Below are 18,391 nucleotides of genomic sequence, written 5' to 3' on the forward strand. Positions count from 1 at the left end.
CCCAGGTGAGGGGCCATTGTCACGGTTCCGCTACGGCGTCTCGGGCGGCCGCGCGGGGGGCCTGCCCCGGCGCGGGATCGGCCGGGTCTCGCCGGGCAGCCGGCCCGCCTCGGCCAGCGCGCGCCGCAGCAGGAACTCGATCTGCGCGTTGGCGGAACGCAGTTCGTCGCCCGCCCAGCGGGCGAGCGCCTCGTACACGGCCGGGTCCAGCCGCAGCAGCACCTGCTTGCGCTGCGGCCGGCCCTGCGGGGCGGAGCCCCCGGCGGAGTCCGTCACTGGTAGAGCGTCCCGGTGTTGAGGACCGGCTGCGGAGCCCGGTCGCCGCACAGCACCACCATCAGGTTCGACACCATCGCCGCCTTGCGCTCCTCGTCCAGCTCCACGATGTCCCGCTCGGAGATCCGCGCGAGTGCCGCCTCGACCATGCCCACCGCGCCGTCGACGATCTGCCGGCGGGCCGCGACGACCGCGCCGGCCTGCTGGCGCTGGAGCATCGCGGAGGCGATCTCGGGAGCGTACGCGAGATGCGTGAAGCGCGACTCGATGATCTGCACACCGGCGGCCTCCACGCGCGCGTGCAGCTCGGCGGCCAGCTTCTCGGTGATCTCCTCGGCGTTGCCGCGCAGCGACAGACCGGCCTCGTCGTGGGCGTCGTACGGGTACTCGATGGCGATGTGCCGCACGGCCGCCTCGGTCTGCGTCGAGACGAACTCCAGGAAGTCGTCCACCTCGAAGGTGGCCTGCGCGGTGTCCTCGACCCGCCACACCACGACCGCGGCCAGCTCGATCGGGTTGCCGTAGGCGTCGTTGACCTTCAGGACGGCCGTCTCGTGGTTGCGCACCCGCGTCGAGATCTTCGTGCGCGAGGTGAACGGGTTCACCCAGCGCAGGCCGTCCTGCCGGATCGTCCCCCGGTAGCGCCCGAAGAGCTGCACCACCCGGGCCTCGCCCGGCGCGACCATGTTCAGCCCGGACATCGCGAGCAGCGCGGCGATCGCGACCAGGACGCCCCCGATGATCAGGGCCGCCTTGCCGCCGTTCCCGGTGGCCGCCGTGGCGCCGGCGACCATCCCCGCGCCCACCAGCAGCCCGACCAGGCCCAGCAGCAGGGCGAGCCCGCCGCCGATGCTGTGGGCGGCGACCTCGCGCACGCGCGGCGCCGGCATCTGCGGCACGTCGGCCGCGGCGGCCGTCGGCGTGTCGTTCCTGTCGTTCGGCATGGTGGTGCCCCCGTCCCTGTAAGTGCTGTCATGTGCCTAGCTAAGTGATATCAGATTACCCGATGCGGGCAACCTTGAAGCCCCCTGAGCCGTCGGTTCCGTTGGGGTGGGTGCTGATTGTCACGTCCGTAAAAGCCCGGATCGGCCGCCCTTTGTCACAACTTCCGGTGTTAGCTTTCGGAGCTGACCGGAAGCGGCGAACCCGTGTGTCAGGAGCGCACACCCAAGCGAAGCGGAGCGGAACGGAACCATGGGACGAGCGGAAGAGAGACGAGCGCGGCAGCGTGGTGGCCGCCGCGCGGCGCCCCGGCGCTCCCCCGGAGTGCCCCCGCACACCGGGGACGACCCGTCGGTGACCGTCGTCGGCGCTCCGCCGGACGCCGGAGGAGGCCGTGCCGCCGCCCGCCGCGCCGCGAACGGCAAGGGCGCGAACGGCAAGGGCCGGATACGCCGGCTGTTCACCTGGAAGAAGATGCTGGGCACCTTCCTGGGCACCTGCCTGCTGATCATCGGCGCGTTCTTCGCGCTCTACCTGTACGTCGACGTCCCCGGTGACAACGCCGCCGCCCAGGCCGCGCAGCGCCAGAGTAACGTCTACAAGTACAGCGACGGCAGCGTCCTCGCCCGCGCCGGCGACGTGAACCGCGAGATCGTGGACCTGTCCAAGGTCCCGAAGAAGGTCCAGTACACGTTCGTCGCCGCCGAGAACAAGAGCTTCTACAACGACCACGGCATCGACCTCAAGGGCACCGCCCGGGGTCTGCTCAACACCGCGATGGGCAAGGGCGCGCAGGGCGGCTCGACCATCACCCAGCAGTACGTCAAGAACTACTACCTCAGCCAGGAGCAGACGGTCAGCCGCAAGCTCAAGGAGATGGTCATCTCCCTGAAGGTCGACCGCCAGATGACCAAGGACGACATCCTCGCCGGCTACATCAACACCAGCTACTACGGCCGCGGCGCCTACGGCATCCAGGCCGCCGCCCAGGCGTACTACCGCGTCGACGCCGAGAAGCTGACCGTCGAGCAGGGCGCCTACCTCGCCGCCCTCCTCCAGGCGCCGAGCCAGTACGACTGGTCGAGCGCGTCCGACACCGGCAAGCGGCTCGTCACGAACCGCTGGAACTACGTCCTGGACAACATGGTCGAGGAAGGCTGGCTCGACCGCGCCGACCGGCAGAAGATGACCAAGCTGCCGGTGCCCAGGGAGCCCAAGCCCGCCGCCGGACGCGAGGGCCAGAAGGGCTACCTGATCGAGCTCGCCAACCGTCAGCTGGAGGACCAGCTGATGGAGCAGCAGAACCTCACCCGCTCCCAGGCCGAGGCCGCCGTCGTCGACCAGGGCTGGACCATCACCCTCAACGTCGACAAGAAGCGGCAGGCCGCCCTCGAGAAGGCCGTCAAAGCCGAACTCACCAGCAAGCTCGACCCGAAGAAGCGCAAGGTCGACGCCAACGTGCAGGCCGGCGCCGTCTCCGTCGACCCGAAGACGGGCAGGATCGTCGCCCTCTACGGCGGCGTGGACTACTTCAAGCACTACACGAGCAACGCCACCCGCGCCGACTACCAGCCCGCCTCCACGTTCAAGCCGGTGATCCTCGCCGCCGCCCTGGAGAAGGCCGCCCAGACCCAGGACGGCGACCCCATCACCGCCGACACCGTCTACGACGGCACCAGCAAGCGCCCCGTCGTCGACGGCGGGACCAAGGTCGGGTTCGCCCCGGAGAACGAGGACGACCAGGACTACGGCGACATCACCGTGCAGACGGCGATGAACAAGTCGGTCAACTCCGTCTTCGCGCAGATGGGTGTCGACGTCGGCATGAAGGACGTCATGGACGTCGCCGGCGCGCTCGGCATGGACACCGCCGAGGCCCAGGCCGTGCCCGCGCAGACCCTCGGCACCATGGGCGCCAGCCCCCTCCAGATGGCCGGCGTGTACGCCACCCTCGACAACCACGGCATCAAGGTCACCCCCGGCATCCTCAAGAAGGCCGAGCACAACACCCGCCAGGTGAAGATCGCCGACCCCATCGGCGAACGCGTCCTGTCCCGCAGGGCCGCGGACACCGTCACCTCCGTCCTGACCGGCGTGGTCGGCGACGGAACGGCCCGCCAGGCCGTCGCGAACAACCCCAAGCGCAGCGGGCAGAAGGTCGCCGGCAAGACCGGCACCTCGGACGACAACAAGTCCGCCTGGTTCACCGGCTACACCCCCGACCTGGTCACCTCGGTCGGCCTGTTCGGCGAGGACGCCAAGACCCACAGCCAGACCAAGATGTACGGCGCCGGCGGCCTCCCGCGCGTCAACGGCGGTGGCTTCCCCGCGCAGATCTGGGCCTCGTACATGTTCGGCGTCACCCGGCCCGACGCCCGGTTCAGCCTGGACACCGACCAGGGCGCCGGCGTCCGGTCGACCCGGACGCCGACCCCCTCGGACACCCCGACCACCGAGGAACCGACGGACGAGCCCACCACCCAGGAACCGACCGACGAGCCCACCACCCAGGAACCGACCGACGACCCCACCACCCAGGAGCCGACGGACGAGCCGACCACCCAGAAGCCCACGACCGACCCCACGGGCCGGCCCACGGGCGGCATCACCCTCGACCCGTCCAAGCCGGACGACGAGGAGTAGGCCCGCAGGCGGCGCCGCGTCCTTCGAAGGACGCGGCGCTCAGCCGCGGTTCAGCTCGAACCAGACCACCTTGCCGGTGCTCAGCCGGGTCGCGCCCCAGCGCCGCGCCAGCCGGTTCACCAGATACAGCCCACGCCCGTCCTCGTCCGTGGCCCGCGCCTGCCGCAGCCGCGGCAACTGCGGCACGTCGTCGCCGACCTCGCAGCGCAGCACGTCCGTACGCAGCAGCCGCAGCGTCACCGGACGCGAGGCGTAGCGGACCGCGTTCGTCACGATCTCGCTGACCAGCAGCTCCACCGAGTCGCTGAGCTCCTCCAGCCCCCAGCCCGCCAGCGCGCCCCGCGCCAGCCGCCGGGCTTGCCCCGGCGCCGCGTCCTCGGGGTCCAGATGCCAGTACGCCACATCGCTCGGCGCGATCCCGTCGAACCGGGCGGCGAGCAGCGCGATGTCGTCGTCCCGGTCACCGGGACCGAGCATGTCCAGCACGTCGTCGCACAGCGCCTCCAGCGGCGGCGGATGGTCCGCGCCGGTCAGCCGGGCCGTCGCCGCGAGCTTCTCGCGCAGCTGCTCTATTCCGGTCCACACGTCGCGCAGCCGCGACTCCACCAGACCGTCGGTGTACAGCAGCAGCGTCGCCCCGGCCGGCGCGTCCAGCTCCACCGCCTCGAAGTCGACACCGCCGACCCCGATCGGCGCGCCCGCCGGCACCCGCAGCACCTCCGCGTGCCCGCCCAGATGCAGCAGCACCGGCGGCGGATGCCCCGCGTTGGCGATCGTGATGCGGTGCGAGACCGGGTCGTACACCGCGTACAGGCAGGTCGCCATCCGGTCGGTGCCCAGCCGCTGCGCCTGCTCGTCCAGATGGTGCAGCACCTCCTGCGGCGGCAGATCGAGACCCGCGAGGGTCTGCGCCGTCGTCCGTAGCTGGCCCATGATCGCGGCCGACGTCATGGAGTGCCCCATGACGTCACCCACCACCAGCGCCACCCGGCTGCCCGGCAGCGGGATGGCGTCGTACCAGTCACCGCCGACCCGCGCGGTCTCCGCGGCCGGCAGATAGCGCGAGGCCAGCCGCACACCCGTCGGCCGCGGCAGCGTCTCGGGCAGCATCGTGCGCTGCAACTCGTCCGCGATGTACGCCTCACGGCCGTACAGCACCGCCTTGTCGATGCCCAGCGCGCTGTGCGTGGCCAGCTGGGCCGCGACCAGCAGATCGTCCGGCTCGAACGCGAGCCGCTCCGGGCGGCGCAGGAACACCGCCGCGCCGATCACCCGGCGCCGCCCCCGCAGCGGGGCCAGGATCGCCCGCTGCCCGTCCGGGATGATCGACTCGCCCTCCTCGCCGAGGAGTTCCGGCAGCGCGGCCCGCGCGGCGGGCGCGTCCGCGAACACCGGCCGCACCCCGCGCAGCACCTCCGCGAGCGCGCCCCCGGGACGCACCTCGCACAGCTCCGCCGTCACCGACGACAGCCCGGCCAGCTCGGCCGGCTCCGCGGGCGGCGCCGGCGGCAGGAAGCCCTCGGTGTCCCGCTCCTCCGGGATACGGTCCGTGCGGCGCAGCCGCAGCACCACCGGCCCCGTCGGCCGTTCGTCACCGACCGGCAGCGGGTCCCGCAGATACACGAGGATCGCGTCGGAGAACGTCGGCACGGTCGCCCGGCACAGCCCCATCACGATCTCGTCCAGATCCAGACCGCGGGCGATCCGCCGCGTGGCGGCGCCCACGAACCGCAGCCGGTCCCCGTCCCGCCGCATCGGCGTGGGACGGCCCGGCTGCACCGGCTGGCCCGTGCGCCGCTCGGCGGACGCCGGGGGCTGCTCGGCGCCCGGCTGCGGGGGAATGGCCTCCGGCGCGGGCCGTGGCCGGTGCGCGTCGGGCTCGGCGACGGAGGGCTGCGCGTGCTCGGGACCGTTGCCGACGATGACTGGGGGCTCCTTGCTCGGGCCGGACGGTGCGGTGGTGCCCGGCGTGGAAGGGGTCTCTCCGGTGCGGGCCTGCGCGGGTAACGCGGCACCGCCACCGGAGGGGCGCGCGGACGCGGCGCGGGGCGCCGAGACACGCGCGAGCGCCCCGCGGGGCTCCGCGGGGTCGACGCCCGCCTCGGGGCGCTCGAAGGAGGTCGGCTGCTCCGTCACGCCTTTCGAATCCATCCGTCCGGGGCTGCGCGCCACGCGTGCAGTTCGTCCCGCCGAGACTCCGATACCCGGAATACATGCCCCAGGAACGGAAATCCCGCGTGACCAGAGGCAGTTCCTGTGCCACCGGTGCGGTGCCGGCGCCGGTCCGTGCCGGCGCCGCCCTGGTAACCCTCGCTCACGTCCTGCCGCCCCTCGGTGACGATCGGTCAAGCCCGGCGCTTCGTCCGTCAGTTGTCCCCGCGCGCCCGTGCGGAGGACGATCCTACGTTTCTTGCCGGGGGGCGCATCAAGGGTCTCACGACGACAGCCGCGCGGGCGTACGGTCCCAGTCCTCAGGCAAAGAAGGTACAGCCCAGGACGGATCGGGGCGCCAGTTCTGCCAGCCGTCGCGGAACGGCGGCCCCCACGCGCGGATCACCTCCACCGCCGCCTCCCCGGCCCGGCGCACCCGCCCGGCCAGCTCCTCGTCCACCAGCCCGTCCCGCCGGGCCTGCGCGAACTCGTCCTCGTCGCGCCAGTGCCAACTGCGGTCCGGGTGCACGGAGATGTCCAGGAAATGGTCCTCGGAGTCCACCCCGTCCGCCCAACGGGCCAGCGGCTCCTCCAGGTTCACGTACCAGTTCTTGAACCGCCATCCCGGCTCCCAGAACAGCCACACCGACCACGGCTCACCCGGCCGCGCCAGCTTCAGCACCCCGGTCCCGAACCAGCGGTCGCGCACGACGGTGCGCGGCTTGGTGTACCGGGTCCGCAGCGGCTCCGCGTGCACGGCCGTCCCGTCGCTCAGCACCGGCTTGACGCACTCCGTGCCCGGCGCGAGCCACACCGCCAGCAGCCGCTCGTCGTCGCGTACGACGGTGACGGGACGCACGATGTGGAAGCGCCGGCCCGCGTTCTCCCGGTACCGCCACAGGATCTGCGAGCCGGGGGCCCAGAAGCCCGTCGACCCGCCCGCTTCCACTTCCGTCGTCCCCGACCCGCCGTCTGCCATGCGGAGATATTAGGTGCCCCAGGCACACGCCGCTGCGAGACCGGTCACCGTTCACGCCTTCGTGACCAGCGTTACGGGCGTGTCATCCGCAGCACGTCCAGTGCCTCGTCCAACTGCTCCAGGGTCAGGTCGCCGCGCTCCACGTATCCGCCGTCCAGGACGACCTCGCGGATCGTCCGGCGCGAGGCGAGGGCCTCCTTGGCCACCTTGGCGGCCTCCTCGTACCCGATGTACTTGTTGAGCGGCGTGACGACCGACGGCGACGACTCCGCGTACTCGCGGGCCCGTTCGCGGTGCGCGACGATCCCGTCGACCGTGCGGTCCGCCAGCAGCCGGGAGACGTTCGCGAGGAGCCGCACCGACTCCAGGACGTTCTTCGCGATGACCGGCAGCATCACGTTCAGCTCGAAGTTGCCGGCCGCGCCCGCCGTGGCGACCGTGGCGTCGTTGCCGATCACCTGGGCGCAGACCATGAGCACGGCCTCCGGGATCACCGGGTTCACCTTGCCCGGCATGATCGACGACCCCGGCTGCAGATCGGGCAGGGAGATCTCGGCGAGCCCGGTGCGCGGCCCCGACGCCATCCAGCGCAGATCGTTCGCGATCTTCGTCAGCCCGACCGCGATGGTCCGCAGCTGCCCGCTGGTCTCCACGACACCGTCCCGGGCGCCCTGCGCCTCGAAGTGGTCGCGCGCCTCGGTCAGCGGCAGCCCGGTGACCCGGGCGACCTCCTCGATCACGGCGGCGGAGAATCCGGGCGGGGTGTTGATGCCGGTGCCGACGGCCGTGCCGCCCAGCGGCAGCTCGGCGAGCCGGGGCAGCGAGGCCCGCAGCCGCTCGACGCCGTACCGCACCTGGGCCGCGTACCCGCCGAACTCCTGACCGAGTGTCACGGGCGTGGCGTCCATCAGATGCGTCCGCCCCGACTTCACGACGTCGGCGAACTCCCCGGCCTTGCGCTCCAGGGCCGCCGCGAGGTGTTCCAGCGCCGGGATCAGGTCCCGGGTGACCGCGGCGGTGGCCGCGATGTGGATCGAGGAGGGGAAGACGTCGTTGGACGACTGGGAGGCGTTGACGTGGTCGTTCGGGTGCACGTCCCGGCCGAGCCGCTCGGTCGCCAGGGTCGCGACGACCTCGTTGGTGTTCATGTTGGACGAGGTGCCGGACCCCGTCTGGAACACGTCGACGGGGAAGTGCTCGTCCCAGCGGCCCTCGGCGACCTCCGCGGCCGCCTCCTGGATCGCCTCGGCGACGTCCTTGTCGAGCACCCCGAGCCGCGCGTTCACCTTCGCCGCGGCGCCCTTGATCCGGGCCAGCGCCTCGATGTGGGCCCGCTCGATGCGCTGCCCGGAGACGGGGAAGTTCTCCACGGCCCGCTGGGTCTGGGCCCGCCACTTGGCGTGCGCGGGCACCCGCACCTCGCCCATCGAGTCGTGCTCCGTGCGGTACCCGGTCCTGTCCTGCTCGTCGGTCATCGACGATCACCTCCACGTGTCACAGCGCCGGCACCCCGACCACTGTTCCCCGTGGAGGCGATTCGTCACGGACCGCTCAGGCGAGTCCGGGGCCGCGTACCGGAATGGACGTGAAGGTCGGCGCGGGCGCCGGGTCCTGGAAGAAGTCGTTGCCCTTGTCGTCGACGACCACGAACGCCGGGAAGTCCTCGACCTCGATCTTCCAGACCGCCTCCATGCCGAGCTCCTCGTACTCCAGGACCTCGACCTTCTTGATGCAGTCCTGGGCGAGACGGGCGGCCGGGCCGCCGATGGAGCCGAGGTAGAAGCCGCCGTGGGAGGCGCACGCGTCGGTGACCTGCTTGCTGCGGTTGCCCTTGGCGAGCATCACCTTGGAGCCGCCCGCGGCCTGGAACTGCTCGACGTAGGAGTCCATGCGGCCGGCCGTCGTCGGGCCGAAGGAGCCGGACGCGTAGCCCTCGGGGGTCTTCGCGGGACCGGCGTAGTACACCGGGTGGTCCTTGAGGTACTGCGGCATCTCCTCGCCCGCGTCCAGCCGCTCCTTGATCTTGGCGTGCGCGATGTCGCGGGCCACGACCAGCGGGCCGGTCAGGGACAGGCGGGTCTTGACCGGGTACTTCGTCAGCTCGGCCAGGATGGTGTCCATCGGCTGGTTCAGGTCGATCTTCACGACGTCACCGGACTCGTCCAGGTGCTCGTCGGTGGTGTCCGGCAGGAAGCGCGCCGGGTCGGTCTCCAGCTGCTCCAGGAAGACGCCCTCGGCGGTGATCTTCGCGACGGCCTGGCGGTCGGCGGAGCAGGACACGGCGATGGCGACCGGGCAGGAGGCGCCGTGCCGGGGGAGGCGCACCACGCGGACGTCGTGGCAGAAGTACTTGCCGCCGAACTGCGCGCCGATGCCGATCTTCTGCGTCAGCTCGAAGACCTTCTCCTCCAGCTCCTTGTCCCGGAAGCCGTGGCCCAGCTCGGAGCCCTCGGCGGGGATCTCGTCCAGGTAGTGCGCGGAGGCGTACTTGGCGGTCTTGAGGGCGTACTCGGCGGAGGTGCCGCCGACGACGATGGCCAGGTGGTACGGCGGGCAGGCGGCCGTACCGAGGGAGCGGATCTTCTCCTCCAGGAACTTCATCATGGAGGCCTCGTTCAGGACGGCCTTGGTCTCCTGGTAGAGGAACGACTTGTTGGCGGAGCCGCCGCCCTTGGCCATGAACAGGAACTTGTAGGCGCCGCCGTCGGTCGCGTACAGCTCGATCTGCGCCGGGAGGTTGGAGCCGGTGTTCTTCTCCTCCCACATGGTGAGGGGAGCCATCTGCGAGTAGCGCAGGTTCAGGTTCTTGTAGGCGTCGTAGATGCCCTTGGAGAGGGCCTTCTCGTCCTCGCCCGCGGTGAGCACGTTCTGGCCGCGCTTGCCCATGACGATCGCGGTGCCGGTGTCCTGGCACATCGGCAGGACGCCCGCGGCCGCGATGTTCGCGTTCTTCAGCAGGTCCAGGGCGACGAACTTGTCGTTGCTGGACGCCTCCGGGTCGTCGATGATCCGGCGGAGCTGGGCGAGGTGGGCGGGGCGCAGATAGTGCTGGATGTCGTGGATGGCCTCCTCGGCGAGCTTGCGCAGCGCCTCCGGCTCCACCTGGAGGAAGGTGCGCCCGTCCGGTCCCTCGACCGTGGAGACGCCCTCGGAGGTCACCAGCCGGTACGGGGTGGTGTCCTCTCCCATGGGGAGCAGATCGGTGTACGCGAACTCAGGCATCTCGCCCATTCCTCACTCGACAGACAGCGGCTGGCCTCCGTTGGCAGCGCCCACCAGCCTAGGACCTGCCTCCGACGGCGAGCCTGTGAGGTCCGGCTCAGTTCGGTGACCGCCGGACGAATCGACCCAGGGGTATCGCGATCTATCGTGTTTCGGTACGCTGCTGCCGTGGACCTTCAGAAGCGCACCGCGCCCGCCCCCGCCGCCGAGCTCCGCGCCTCCGACGCCGACCGTGACCGCATCGCCGACATCCTGCGCGACGCCCTGGCCGAGGGGCGCCTGACCGCCGACGAGCACGCCGAGCGGGTCGAGGGCGTCCTCGCGGCCAGGACGGTCGGCGAGCTGGAGGTGTTCGTCCGGGACCTGCCCGCCGGGCATCCGCGCCGCACCGCCCCGGCGGCCGCGCGCCCGGTCCCGGCGCCCGTCCCGGCCGACGCCGACGACCACGTGGTCGCCGTGTTCAGCAGCGCCGTGCGCAAGGGGCGCTGGCGCGCGGGCCGGCGCATCCACGCGTACGCCGTGTTCGGCAGTGTGGAGATCGACCTCAGCGAGGCCCTCTTCCAGTACCAGCACATCGTGATCCGGGCGTGGTCGGTCTTCGGCAGCGTCGAGGTCCGCGTCCCGGAGAACGTGTCGCTGCGCGGCACCGGCGGCGGTGTGCTCGGCTCCTTCGAGGTGGACCATCTCGACGCGGAGGACCCGGACGCGCCGGTCGTCCATGTCGACGGCTGGGCCGTGCTCGGCAGCATCGAGGGCCGGCCGCGGCGCGGGAAGCTGGTCGCGGACATCCTGGACCGGGTGCACCGCAAGGTCGACCGGGGGTTGCGCCGGCACCTCGAGCACTGACGTCTCGACCGTTGGCGTCCGTGAACCGGACGGGCCGGTTCCTGTGGCCGGCGCCCTCGCCCGGGCGCGCGCGGCGGCCCGGGAACCAGCGGTTCGGAACTCCCTGCATAGGCACGCGTACAGCGGGTAGACCTTGTCGCATCGTCTCTCGCTCGCGAAGCCGTCGTCAGGAGTAGACCGTGCTGCAACCGCCGCATTCGTCCCTGCAGGTAGCCGCCGTTCCGGCCCAGCGGGTGCCAGCGCGAGACAGGGACCAGGACGCCCCCTGGCACACCGAGGCGGTGTGCCGGCGCGACGAGGCGGGCCTGTTCTTCGCCCCGTCCAAGGAGCCCACCGCGGCCCGCCTGTCCCGCGAGGAGGCGGCCAAGCGGGTCTGTGCCCGCTGTCCGGTCATGGTGGAGTGTCGTGAGCACGCGCTGCTCCAGCCCGAGCCGTACGGCGTGTGGGGCGGACTGACCGCGGCCGAGCGCCGTGTGGTCCTCGCCCGGCGCCGCCGCCGCGAGATGGAGCTGAAGAAGACGGTGGGCGCCGCGAACCGCATAGCCCAGGCCGGCTGAGACACGACGCGAAAGGGCGCCCCCTCCGCACCGGGGGCGCCCTTGCCGCTCAGCGGTACCGCCGCGCCGTCACTTCGCCCTGTCGAAGTCGATGGCGCTGTAGGCCCGCAGCTTGCTGAGCCGGTGCTCGGAGTCGATCCGGCGCACCGTGCCCGACTTGGACCGCATGACGATCGAGTCGGTCGTCGCGGTCTCGGACCGGTAGCGCACGCCGCGCAGCAGCTCGCCGTCGGTGATGCCGGTCGCGACGAAGAAGACGTTGTCCCCGGCGACCAGGTCGTCCGTCATCAGGACGCGGTCCAGGTCGTGCCCGGCGTCGATCGCGCGCTGCCGCTCCTCGTCGTCCTTCGGCCACAGCTTGCCCTGGATGGTGCCGCCGAGGCACTTCACGGCGCAGGCCGAGATGATGCCCTCGGGGGTGCCGCCGACGCCGAGCAGCATGTCGACGCCGGTGCCCTCGCGCAGCGCGTAGATGGAGCCGGCGACGTCGCCGTCGGAGATCAGCTTGATGCGCGCGCCGGCGTCCCGGATCTCCTTGATGATCCCTTCGTGCCGGGGCCGGTCCAGGATGACGACGGTGACGTCCTCCGGGGTGGACCGCTTGGCCTTGGCGACCCGGCGGATGTTGACCCCGACGGGCGCGTCGATGTCGACGAAGTCGGCGGCCTCGGGGCCGGTGACGAGCTTGTCCATGTAGAAGACGGCCGACGGGTCGAACATGGAGCCCCGGTCGGCCGCGGCGAGCACGGAGATGGCGTTGGGCATGCCCTTGGCGGTGAGCGTGGTTCCGTCGATCGGGTCGACGGCGATGTCGCACTCCGGCCCGGTCCCGTCGCCGACCCGCTCCCCGTTGAAGAGCATGGGCGCCTCGTCCTTCTCGCCCTCACCGATGACGACGACGCCGTTCATCGACACGGTGTGGACGAGGGTCCGCATGGCGCGCACCGCGGCGCCGTCGGCGCCGTTCTTCTCGCCGCGGCCGACCCAGCGGCCCGCCGCCATCGCGGCCGCCTCGGTCACACGGACCAGTTCCAGGGCCAGGTTGCGGTCGGGGGCCTCGCTCGGTACTTCGAGTTCGGACGGCAGATGATGATGATTCTCGGTCATCGGAGCGCACCTTTCTGATACGACGACGGCCGGATGAGGGTGACGGGCCTGACTCTATCCCCGGGCGGACAGAATGAGCAGGGGGCCCCACGGATGAGCAGAGCGGGCACCTGCGACGATAGGGGACGTGGCTGGTTCGAAGGTTAAGCAGAAGTCGGTCCGCAACATGGTCCTCTCCCTCGCGGTGACCGTGCTCGCGGCGGGAGTCGTCTATCTCTTCGTGCCGCACGACGACGGCACGCCCGACCTCCCGCGGGTCGACTACCGCGTCGAGCTGCTCACGGCCCGCCGGGCCGCGTCCTACCCGGTGGTGGCGCCGCAGGGACTGCCCGACACGTGGAAGCCGACCTCCGTGCGGTTCCAGGGCGACAAGTTCGACGCCTGGCACCTCGGCTATCACACCCCGAACGGCGGCTATGTGCAGGTCCAGCAGTCGATGGAGAAGCCGGACGACTTCATCGAGCAGGCCAGCCAGGGCGCCCACAGGACCGATGTCACCGAGCGGATCGGCGACCGCACCTGGACCCGCTACACCGGCGGCCGCTACGACGCCCTGGTCTCCCGCGAGGACGGCGCGACGACCGTGGTCGCCGGCACCGGCTCGTTCGACCAGCTGACGCGGATGGCGAAGGCGCTGCGCGCCGAGTGACCCCCTGAGCGCGGCGAAGGCCCCCGGCGTGACGCCGGGGGCCTTCGTCATGGGCGGCGGGCCCGTGGGGGGCCGGAGCGCCGGGTCAGATCGTGGTGACGACCTCGTCGTACGCCAGGCGCGGGGAGCGCGGGTACCAGGCGTCCGGGCCGGGGCGGCCGATGTTGACGACCATCAGCGGGGTGTGGTCGTCGTCCAGGAACTCCTTGCGGACGCCCTCGAAGTCGAAGCCGGTCATCGGGCCGGCGGCCAGCCCGGCGGCGCGGACGCCGACGATGAAGTACGCGGCCTGGAGGGCGCCGTTCAGTGCGGCGCTGTTCTCGCGGACCACGCGGTCGCCGAAGACGGCGTCCTTGGCCTGCGGGAAGTGCGGGAAGAGGACCGGCAGCTCCTCGTGGAACTCGTTGTCCGCGGAGAGGATGGCGACCAGGGGGGCGGTGGCGGTCTTCTGCCGGTTGCCCTCGGCCATGTGGGCGACCAGGCGCTCGCGGGCCTCGGCGGAGCGGACCAGCGTGACGCGCAGCGGGGACTGGTTCATGGAGGTCGGGCCGTACTTGACCAGGTCGTAGATGGCCTGGACCTGCTCGTCGGTCACCGGCTCGTCGGTGAAGGAGTTCGCGGTGCGGGCCTCGCGGAACAGCAGGTCCTGAGCGGCGGGATCGAGGACGAGAGACATGCGGAACCTTCTCGGTGGTGCGGTGTGGGGGTACCGCACGGGGGCCGCGCGGCACGCGTAAACGGACCGGGGACCGCTTACGCGAGCGAGCGTACGCGAGACAAGTTCAATGTTCAACAAAGGGGCGGGTCCCGGTGATCGTCGTCACAGAACCCACCCCTTCGCGTTCCGGGATACGGGCGGCGGCGTCAGTCGTCGCCGCCCTCCTCCTGCCCGTCCCCGGCCTCCTCCTCGGCGAGCGCCGCGTCCAGGCGCGCCCGCGCCCCGTCCAGCCAGCGCCGGCACACCTTCGCCAGCTCCTCGCCCCGCTCCCAGAGCGCGAGCGACTCCTCCAGCGTCGTGCCGCCCGCCTCCAGCCGCCGTACGACCTCGATCAGCTCGTCCCGGGCCTGCTCGTAGCCGAGGGCCTCTTCCACCTTGCCGGTCATGCGCCCACCCTATGCATCGCTTCCTGCGTCGCTTCCTGCGTCGACTCGTACGGAGAACTCGCCCTCGGCGACCCGGGCGCGCAGCACCTCGCCCGCCGCCACCTCGCCGGGATCCCGCACCGCGTGCCCGTCGTTGCGCTGCAGCACGGCGTACCCGCGCTTCAGGGTCGCCGCCGGGGACAGCGCCACCACGCGCGCGTGCGTGTGCGTCAGCTCGGACGCCGCCCGGTCCAGCGCGTGGCCCAGGGACCTGCGGCCGCGGTCGAGGAGCGACGCCACATGGTCGCCCCGCTCGTCGATCATCCGGTGCGGATCCTCTATCGAGGGGCGCGCGAGAGCGTGCGCGAGCCCCCGCTCCTCCCGGTCGACGTACGCCTCCACGCACCGCCGCGCCCGGTCGCGCAGCATCCGCACCCGCTCGTACTCCTCGCCGACGTCCGGGACGACCTTCTTCGCGGCGTCCGTCGGCGTGGAGGCGCGCAGGTCGGCGACCAGGTCCAGCAGCGGGTTGTCCGGCTCGTGCCCGATCGCGGACACGACGGGCGTACGGCAGGCCGCCACGGCCCGCACCAGCTGCTCGTCGGAGAACGGCAGCAGGTCCTCCACGCTGCCGCCGCCCCGCGCGACGATGATCACGTCCACGTCGTCGAGGGCGTCCAGCTCCTTGACCGCCTGCACGACCTGCGGCACCGCGTGCACACCCTGCACCGGGACGTTGCGCACCTCGAAACGGACGGCGGGCCAGCGGTGCCGCGCGTTCTCCAGGACGTCCCGCTCGGCGGCGGACGCCCGCCCGCACACCAGGCCGACGAGCTGCGGCAGGAACGGCAGCGCCCTCTTGCGCTCCGGAGCGAACAAACCCTCCGCGGCCAGCGACTTCTTCAGCATCTCCAGCCGGGCCAGCAGCTCCCCGACCCCGACCGGCTTGATCTCGGCGGCCCGCAGGGACAGCTGCCCGCGCGGCGCGTACCACTCGGGCTTCGCCAGCACCACGACCCGCGCGCCCTCGCTCACCACGTCCGCCACCGCGTCGAACACCTGCCGATAGCAGGTCACGCTCACCGAGATGTCGTACGACGGGTCGCGCAGCGTCAGGAACACCACGCCCGCGCCGGGCCGCCGCGACAACTGGGTGATCTGCCCCTCCACCCACACCGCGCCGAGCCGGTCGATCCACCCGCCGATGAGCCGGGACACCTCACCGACGGGCAGCGGGGACTCGGGCGACGTGTTCACAGCCATGCGGCGAGCGTAACGGCCGCCACCGACAACACCCCCGCCCCGGCGCGGGGCGCGGACACCGGCCCCCGCGCGCCGCCTCCCGCCCCGCGCACCCCATCACGCCCCCACCGCGACTCCCGCGATCTTCGGGGCGGCGTACGCACCCTTACGATGGGACGCATGACTGCTTCGTCTGGCCGCCGTGTCCTGCTCGCCGCCCCCCGTGGCTACTGCGCGGGTGTGGACCGCGCCGTGATCGCCGTCGAGAAGGCCCTGGAGCAGTACGGCGCTCCGGTCTACGTCCGGCACGAGATCGTCCACAACAAGTACGTCGTGCAGACCCTGGAGAAGAAGGGCGCCATCTTCGTCGAGCGCACGGAGGAGGTGCCGCCGGGCAACATCGTGATGTTCTCCGCCCACGGCGTCGCCCCCGTCGTCCACGAGGAGGCCGCCCGCGGCCGGCTCGCCACCATCGACGCGACCTGCCCGCTGGTCACCAAGGTCCACAAGGAAGCGGTCCGGTTCGCCAACGAGGACTACGACATCCTCCTCATCGGGCACGAGGGCCACGAGGAGGTCATCGGCACCTCCGGCGAGGCCCCCGAGCACATCCAGCTCGTCGACGGCCCCGCCGACGTCGCCAAGGTCGAGGTCCGCGACGAGTCCAAGGTCGTCTGGCTCTCCCAGACCACCCTCTCCGTCGACGAGACCATGGAGACCGTCGACGCCCTCAAGGAGAAGTTCCCGCAGCTGATCTCGCCGCCCAGCGACGACATCTGCTACGCCACGCAGAACCGCCAGCTCGCCGTGAAGCAGATGGGCGCCGAGGCCGACCTCGTCATCGTCGTCGGCTCCCGCAACTCCTCCAACTCCAAGCGTCTGGTGGAGGTCGCCAAGCTGGCGGGCTCCCGCGCGGCGTACCTGGTGGACTTCGCCGACGAGATCGAGGAGGCCTGGCTGGACGGTGTCACGACCGTCGGCGTCACCTCGGGCGCCTCGGTGCCGGAGGTCCTGGTCGAGCAGGTCCTGGAGTGGCTGTCCCAGCGCGGCTTCGAGGACGTCGAGATCGTCAAGGCGGCCGAGGAGTCCATCACGTTCTCCCTGCCCAAGGAGCTGCGCCGCGACCTGCGCGAGGAGGCGGCCACGCTCATCGCCGAGCGCACCGGTTCCGCGACCGGTGAGTGACCGTCAGTCGTCCGTCGTAACGTAGGGCCATGCAGATCTTCGGCTTGGACATCGGCGGATCCGGGATCAAGGGCGCCCCGGTGGACCTCGACAAGGGCGACCTGGCCCAGGAGCGCCACAAGGTGCTCACCCCGCACCCGGCGACCCCCGACGGGGTCGCCGACGGTGTGCTCCAGGTCGTCGAGCACTTCGGCTGGACCGGCCCGGTCGGCCTCACCTTCCCCGGTGTGGTGACCGACGGCTCCACGATCCGCACCGCGGCGAACGTCGACAAGGGCTGGATCGACACGGACGCGCGCGCGTTGTTCGGCGAGCGCCTCGGCGGCCTCCCGGTGACCGTGGTCAACGACGCCGACGCCGCCGGGGTCGCCGAGATGCACTTCGGTGCCGGGCGCGGCCGCAAGGGCACGGTCTTCCTGCTCACCTTCGGCACGGGCATCGGCAGCGCCCTCTTCTACGACGGCCGCCTCGTCCCCAACACCGAACTCGGCCACCTCGAACTGAACGGCCACGACGCGGAGAAGCGCGCCTCCAGCAAGGCCAAGGAGGACGAGGACCTGACGTGGGAGCACTGGGCCCGCCGCGTCCAGAAGTACCTCGCGCACGTCGAGATGCTGTTCTCGCCCGAACTGTTCATCATCGGCGGCGGCGTCAGCCGCAAGGCCCACAAGTTCCTGCCCCACATCGAGGGCATCCGCGCGGAGATCGTCCCGGCCCAGCTGCAGAACAACGCGGGGATCGTGGGAGCGGCGATGCACGCGGCGGAGACGGCGGTCACCGGCTAGGCACCACCGGTGCGCGCGGGCGGTCGGCTGGTCGTCCGTCAGTCCGCAGGGCCCCGCGCCGCCGCCCGGCGGGCCACCAGCCGGACCCGGCGTACCAGGACGACGACGCCGGCGAGGAGTGTGCCGCCGTACAGCCAGCCGGCCTCGGTCGCGAGGGCGGTCACCAGGCCCATCAGGTGACCGCCGAAGCCGCCGCTGTGGTCGGCCGCCGGGAGCAGCCCCAGCGCGAACGCGTTCGGCACGACGACGGGCGCGGTCAGCAGGTCGCCCTCCCGCACCCACAGCGCGGTCAGCACGCACACCGGCAGGAACAGCACGCTGTACAGGCCCAGCGAACCGGACAGCGCGGAGTCGAGGAAACCGAGCAGCAGCATCGCCGCCCCGCAGAACAAGCCGCTGCCCAGCCCGGTCAGGCGTGGGTTGGGCAGCCGTCCGCCGGTCGCGGGCGCCGGGGCCGGACCCGGCCGCCGTACCGCCCCGGCCGGGCGGGAGGGGACGGGCCGGCGCTGGGCGACGGGCCGCATGGCCGGAGCTGGCCGGGCGCCGTCGCGCCGCGGTGGACGCGGGTCCCGGGCCGCCGACGCGGCCTGCGCGGACCGGGACAGACCCTGCGGCGACCGCGCGGACCGGGAGGCCGCGCTCGCGGACCCTCCGGAACGGGACCGCGCGGGCCAGGCGGACCGCCGCCCGGCCCCGCCGCCACCTCCCGCGTCCCGCTCGCCCA

At 71.9% G+C, this 18,391-nt stretch carries 17 protein-coding genes; 6 read left to right on the plus strand and 11 right to left on the minus strand.

Features of this window, described 5'->3' with window-relative positions:
• Positions 1 to 30: 30 nt before the first annotated feature.
• A complete protein-coding gene (locus F8R89_RS22620; protein ID WP_151785648.1) occupies positions 31 to 276 on the minus strand; it encodes a hypothetical protein in 246 nt (81 codons plus the stop codon).
• Positions 273 to 1,220 carry an SPFH domain-containing protein gene (locus F8R89_RS22625; RefSeq protein ID WP_151785649.1) on the minus strand — a complete coding sequence of 316 codons (948 nt, stop codon included), beginning with the start codon at positions 1,218 to 1,220 and terminating at the stop codon, positions 273 to 275. Before F8R89_RS22625 ends, F8R89_RS22620 begins: the two co-directional genes overlap by 4 nt.
• Positions 1,221 to 1,470: 250 nt before the next feature.
• On the opposite strand from F8R89_RS22625, the gene F8R89_RS22630 reads away from it, so the two are divergent.
• Entirely contained in the window at positions 1,471 to 3,861 is a 2,391-nt protein-coding gene (locus F8R89_RS22630) for a transglycosylase domain-containing protein (protein ID WP_151785650.1), read from the plus strand.
• A 39-nt stretch (positions 3,862 to 3,900) separates the two neighbouring features.
• Here F8R89_RS22630 and F8R89_RS22635 read toward each other — a convergent pair whose 3' ends face one another.
• The 4 genes from F8R89_RS22635 to F8R89_RS22650 all read right to left on the minus strand — a co-directional run bounded on the left by F8R89_RS22635 (position 3,901) and on the right by F8R89_RS22650 (position 10,222).
• On the minus strand, positions 3,901 to 6,012 hold the full coding sequence (locus F8R89_RS22635; protein ID WP_192806195.1) for an ATP-binding SpoIIE family protein phosphatase: 2,112 nt from the start codon (positions 6,010 to 6,012) through the stop codon (positions 3,901 to 3,903).
• A gap of 283 nt (positions 6,013 to 6,295) precedes the next feature.
• A complete protein-coding gene (locus F8R89_RS22640; RefSeq protein WP_151785652.1) occupies positions 6,296 to 6,991 on the minus strand; it encodes a DUF402 domain-containing protein in 696 nt (231 codons plus the stop codon).
• A 71-nt stretch (positions 6,992 to 7,062) separates the two neighbouring features.
• Positions 7,063 to 8,466 (minus strand): class II fumarate hydratase, encoded by a 1,404-nt coding sequence (locus tag F8R89_RS22645; RefSeq protein ID WP_151785653.1) that lies wholly within the window; start codon positions 8,464 to 8,466, stop codon positions 7,063 to 7,065.
• A 76-nt stretch (positions 8,467 to 8,542) separates the two neighbouring features.
• Positions 8,543 to 10,222 carry a fumarate hydratase gene (locus F8R89_RS22650; RefSeq protein ID WP_151785654.1) on the minus strand — a complete coding sequence of 560 codons (1,680 nt, stop codon included), beginning with the start codon at positions 10,220 to 10,222 and terminating at the stop codon, positions 8,543 to 8,545.
• A 159-nt stretch (positions 10,223 to 10,381) separates the two neighbouring features.
• Here F8R89_RS22650 and F8R89_RS22655 point away from each other — a divergent pair, with 159 nt between their 5' ends.
• Positions 10,382 to 11,059: a DUF1707 domain-containing protein gene (locus F8R89_RS22655; protein WP_151785655.1), complete on the plus strand. Its 678-nt coding sequence runs from the start codon at positions 10,382 to 10,384 to the stop codon at positions 11,057 to 11,059.
• Between the two features lie 179 nt (positions 11,060 to 11,238).
• On the plus strand, positions 11,239 to 11,616 hold the full coding sequence (locus F8R89_RS22660) for a WhiB family transcriptional regulator (RefSeq protein WP_079033618.1): 378 nt from the start codon (positions 11,239 to 11,241) through the stop codon (positions 11,614 to 11,616).
• Between the two features lie 69 nt (positions 11,617 to 11,685).
• Here F8R89_RS22660 and glpX read toward each other — a convergent pair whose 3' ends face one another.
• Complete coding sequence (gene glpX / locus F8R89_RS22665; RefSeq protein WP_151785656.1) at positions 11,686 to 12,723, minus strand: class II fructose-bisphosphatase; 1,038 nt, start codon at positions 12,721 to 12,723, stop codon at positions 11,686 to 11,688.
• A 127-nt stretch (positions 12,724 to 12,850) separates the two neighbouring features.
• On the opposite strand from glpX, the gene F8R89_RS22670 reads away from it, so the two are divergent.
• Complete coding sequence (locus tag F8R89_RS22670; RefSeq protein WP_151785657.1) at positions 12,851 to 13,372, plus strand: DUF4245 domain-containing protein; 522 nt, start codon at positions 12,851 to 12,853, stop codon at positions 13,370 to 13,372.
• 85 nt (positions 13,373 to 13,457) lie between these two features.
• Here F8R89_RS22670 and F8R89_RS22675 read toward each other — a convergent pair whose 3' ends face one another.
• From F8R89_RS22675 to xseA, 3 genes are all read right to left on the minus strand, one after another.
• On the minus strand, positions 13,458 to 14,048 hold the full coding sequence (locus tag F8R89_RS22675) for a malonic semialdehyde reductase (protein ID WP_151785658.1): 591 nt from the start codon (positions 14,046 to 14,048) through the stop codon (positions 13,458 to 13,460).
• Between the two features lie 188 nt (positions 14,049 to 14,236).
• On the minus strand, positions 14,237 to 14,476 hold the full coding sequence (locus tag F8R89_RS22680) for an exodeoxyribonuclease VII small subunit (RefSeq protein WP_151785659.1): 240 nt from the start codon (positions 14,474 to 14,476) through the stop codon (positions 14,237 to 14,239).
• A gap of 9 nt (positions 14,477 to 14,485) precedes the next feature.
• A complete protein-coding gene (gene xseA / locus F8R89_RS22685; RefSeq protein ID WP_151785660.1) occupies positions 14,486 to 15,718 on the minus strand; it encodes an exodeoxyribonuclease VII large subunit in 1,233 nt (410 codons plus the stop codon).
• 150 nt (positions 15,719 to 15,868) lie between these two features.
• Here xseA and F8R89_RS22690 point away from each other — a divergent pair, with 150 nt between their 5' ends.
• Positions 15,869 to 16,882, plus strand: a complete 1,014-nt coding sequence (locus F8R89_RS22690; RefSeq protein WP_151785661.1) for a 4-hydroxy-3-methylbut-2-enyl diphosphate reductase — start codon at positions 15,869 to 15,871, stop codon at positions 16,880 to 16,882.
• A 29-nt stretch (positions 16,883 to 16,911) separates the two neighbouring features.
• Entirely contained in the window at positions 16,912 to 17,667 is a 756-nt protein-coding gene (gene ppgK / locus F8R89_RS22695) for a polyphosphate--glucose phosphotransferase (protein ID WP_151785662.1), read from the plus strand.
• A 38-nt stretch (positions 17,668 to 17,705) separates the two neighbouring features.
• On the opposite strand, the gene F8R89_RS22700 is transcribed toward ppgK, so the two are convergent.
• Complete coding sequence (locus F8R89_RS22700; protein ID WP_225994464.1) at positions 17,706 to 18,191, minus strand: DUF6542 domain-containing protein; 486 nt, start codon at positions 18,189 to 18,191, stop codon at positions 17,706 to 17,708.
• Between the last annotated feature and the right edge of the window lie 200 nt (positions 18,192 to 18,391).

Origin of the sequence: Streptomyces sp. SS1-1 (assembly GCF_008973465.1) — a bacterium.
Taxonomy (GTDB): domain Bacteria; phylum Actinomycetota; class Actinomycetes; order Streptomycetales; family Streptomycetaceae; genus Streptomyces.

Excerpts from the sequence above, each read along its gene's own strand:
- F8R89_RS22625 (WP_151785649.1), bottom strand. The coding sequence starts at position 1,220 with ATGCCGAACGACAGGAACGACACGCCGACGGCCGCCGCGGCCGACGTG.
- F8R89_RS22630 (WP_151785650.1), top strand. The coding sequence starts at position 1,471 with ATGGGACGAGCGGAAGAGAGACGAGCGCGGCAGCGTGGTGGCCGCCGC.
- F8R89_RS22635 (WP_192806195.1), bottom strand. The coding sequence starts at position 6,012 with ATGGATTCGAAAGGCGTGACGGAGCAGCCGACCTCCTTCGAGCGCCCC.
- F8R89_RS22640 (WP_151785652.1), bottom strand. The coding sequence starts at position 6,991 with ATGGCAGACGGCGGGTCGGGGACGACGGAAGTGGAAGCGGGCGGGTCG.
- F8R89_RS22645 (WP_151785653.1), bottom strand. The coding sequence starts at position 8,466 with ATGACCGACGAGCAGGACAGGACCGGGTACCGCACGGAGCACGACTCG.
- F8R89_RS22650 (WP_151785654.1), bottom strand. The coding sequence starts at position 10,222 with ATGGGCGAGATGCCTGAGTTCGCGTACACCGATCTGCTCCCCATGGGA.
- glpX (WP_151785656.1), bottom strand. The coding sequence starts at position 12,723 with ATGACCGAGAATCATCATCATCTGCCGTCCGAACTCGAAGTACCGAGC.
- F8R89_RS22675 (WP_151785658.1), bottom strand. The coding sequence starts at position 14,048 with ATGTCTCTCGTCCTCGATCCCGCCGCTCAGGACCTGCTGTTCCGCGAG.
- F8R89_RS22680 (WP_151785659.1), bottom strand. The coding sequence starts at position 14,476 with ATGACCGGCAAGGTGGAAGAGGCCCTCGGCTACGAGCAGGCCCGGGAC.
- xseA (WP_151785660.1), bottom strand. The coding sequence starts at position 15,718 with ATGGCTGTGAACACGTCGCCCGAGTCCCCGCTGCCCGTCGGTGAGGTG.
- F8R89_RS22690 (WP_151785661.1), top strand. The coding sequence starts at position 15,869 with ATGGGACGCATGACTGCTTCGTCTGGCCGCCGTGTCCTGCTCGCCGCC.
- ppgK (WP_151785662.1), top strand. The coding sequence starts at position 16,912 with ATGCAGATCTTCGGCTTGGACATCGGCGGATCCGGGATCAAGGGCGCC.
- F8R89_RS22700 (WP_225994464.1), bottom strand. The coding sequence starts at position 18,191 with ATGCGGCCCGTCGCCCAGCGCCGGCCCGTCCCCTCCCGCCCGGCCGGG.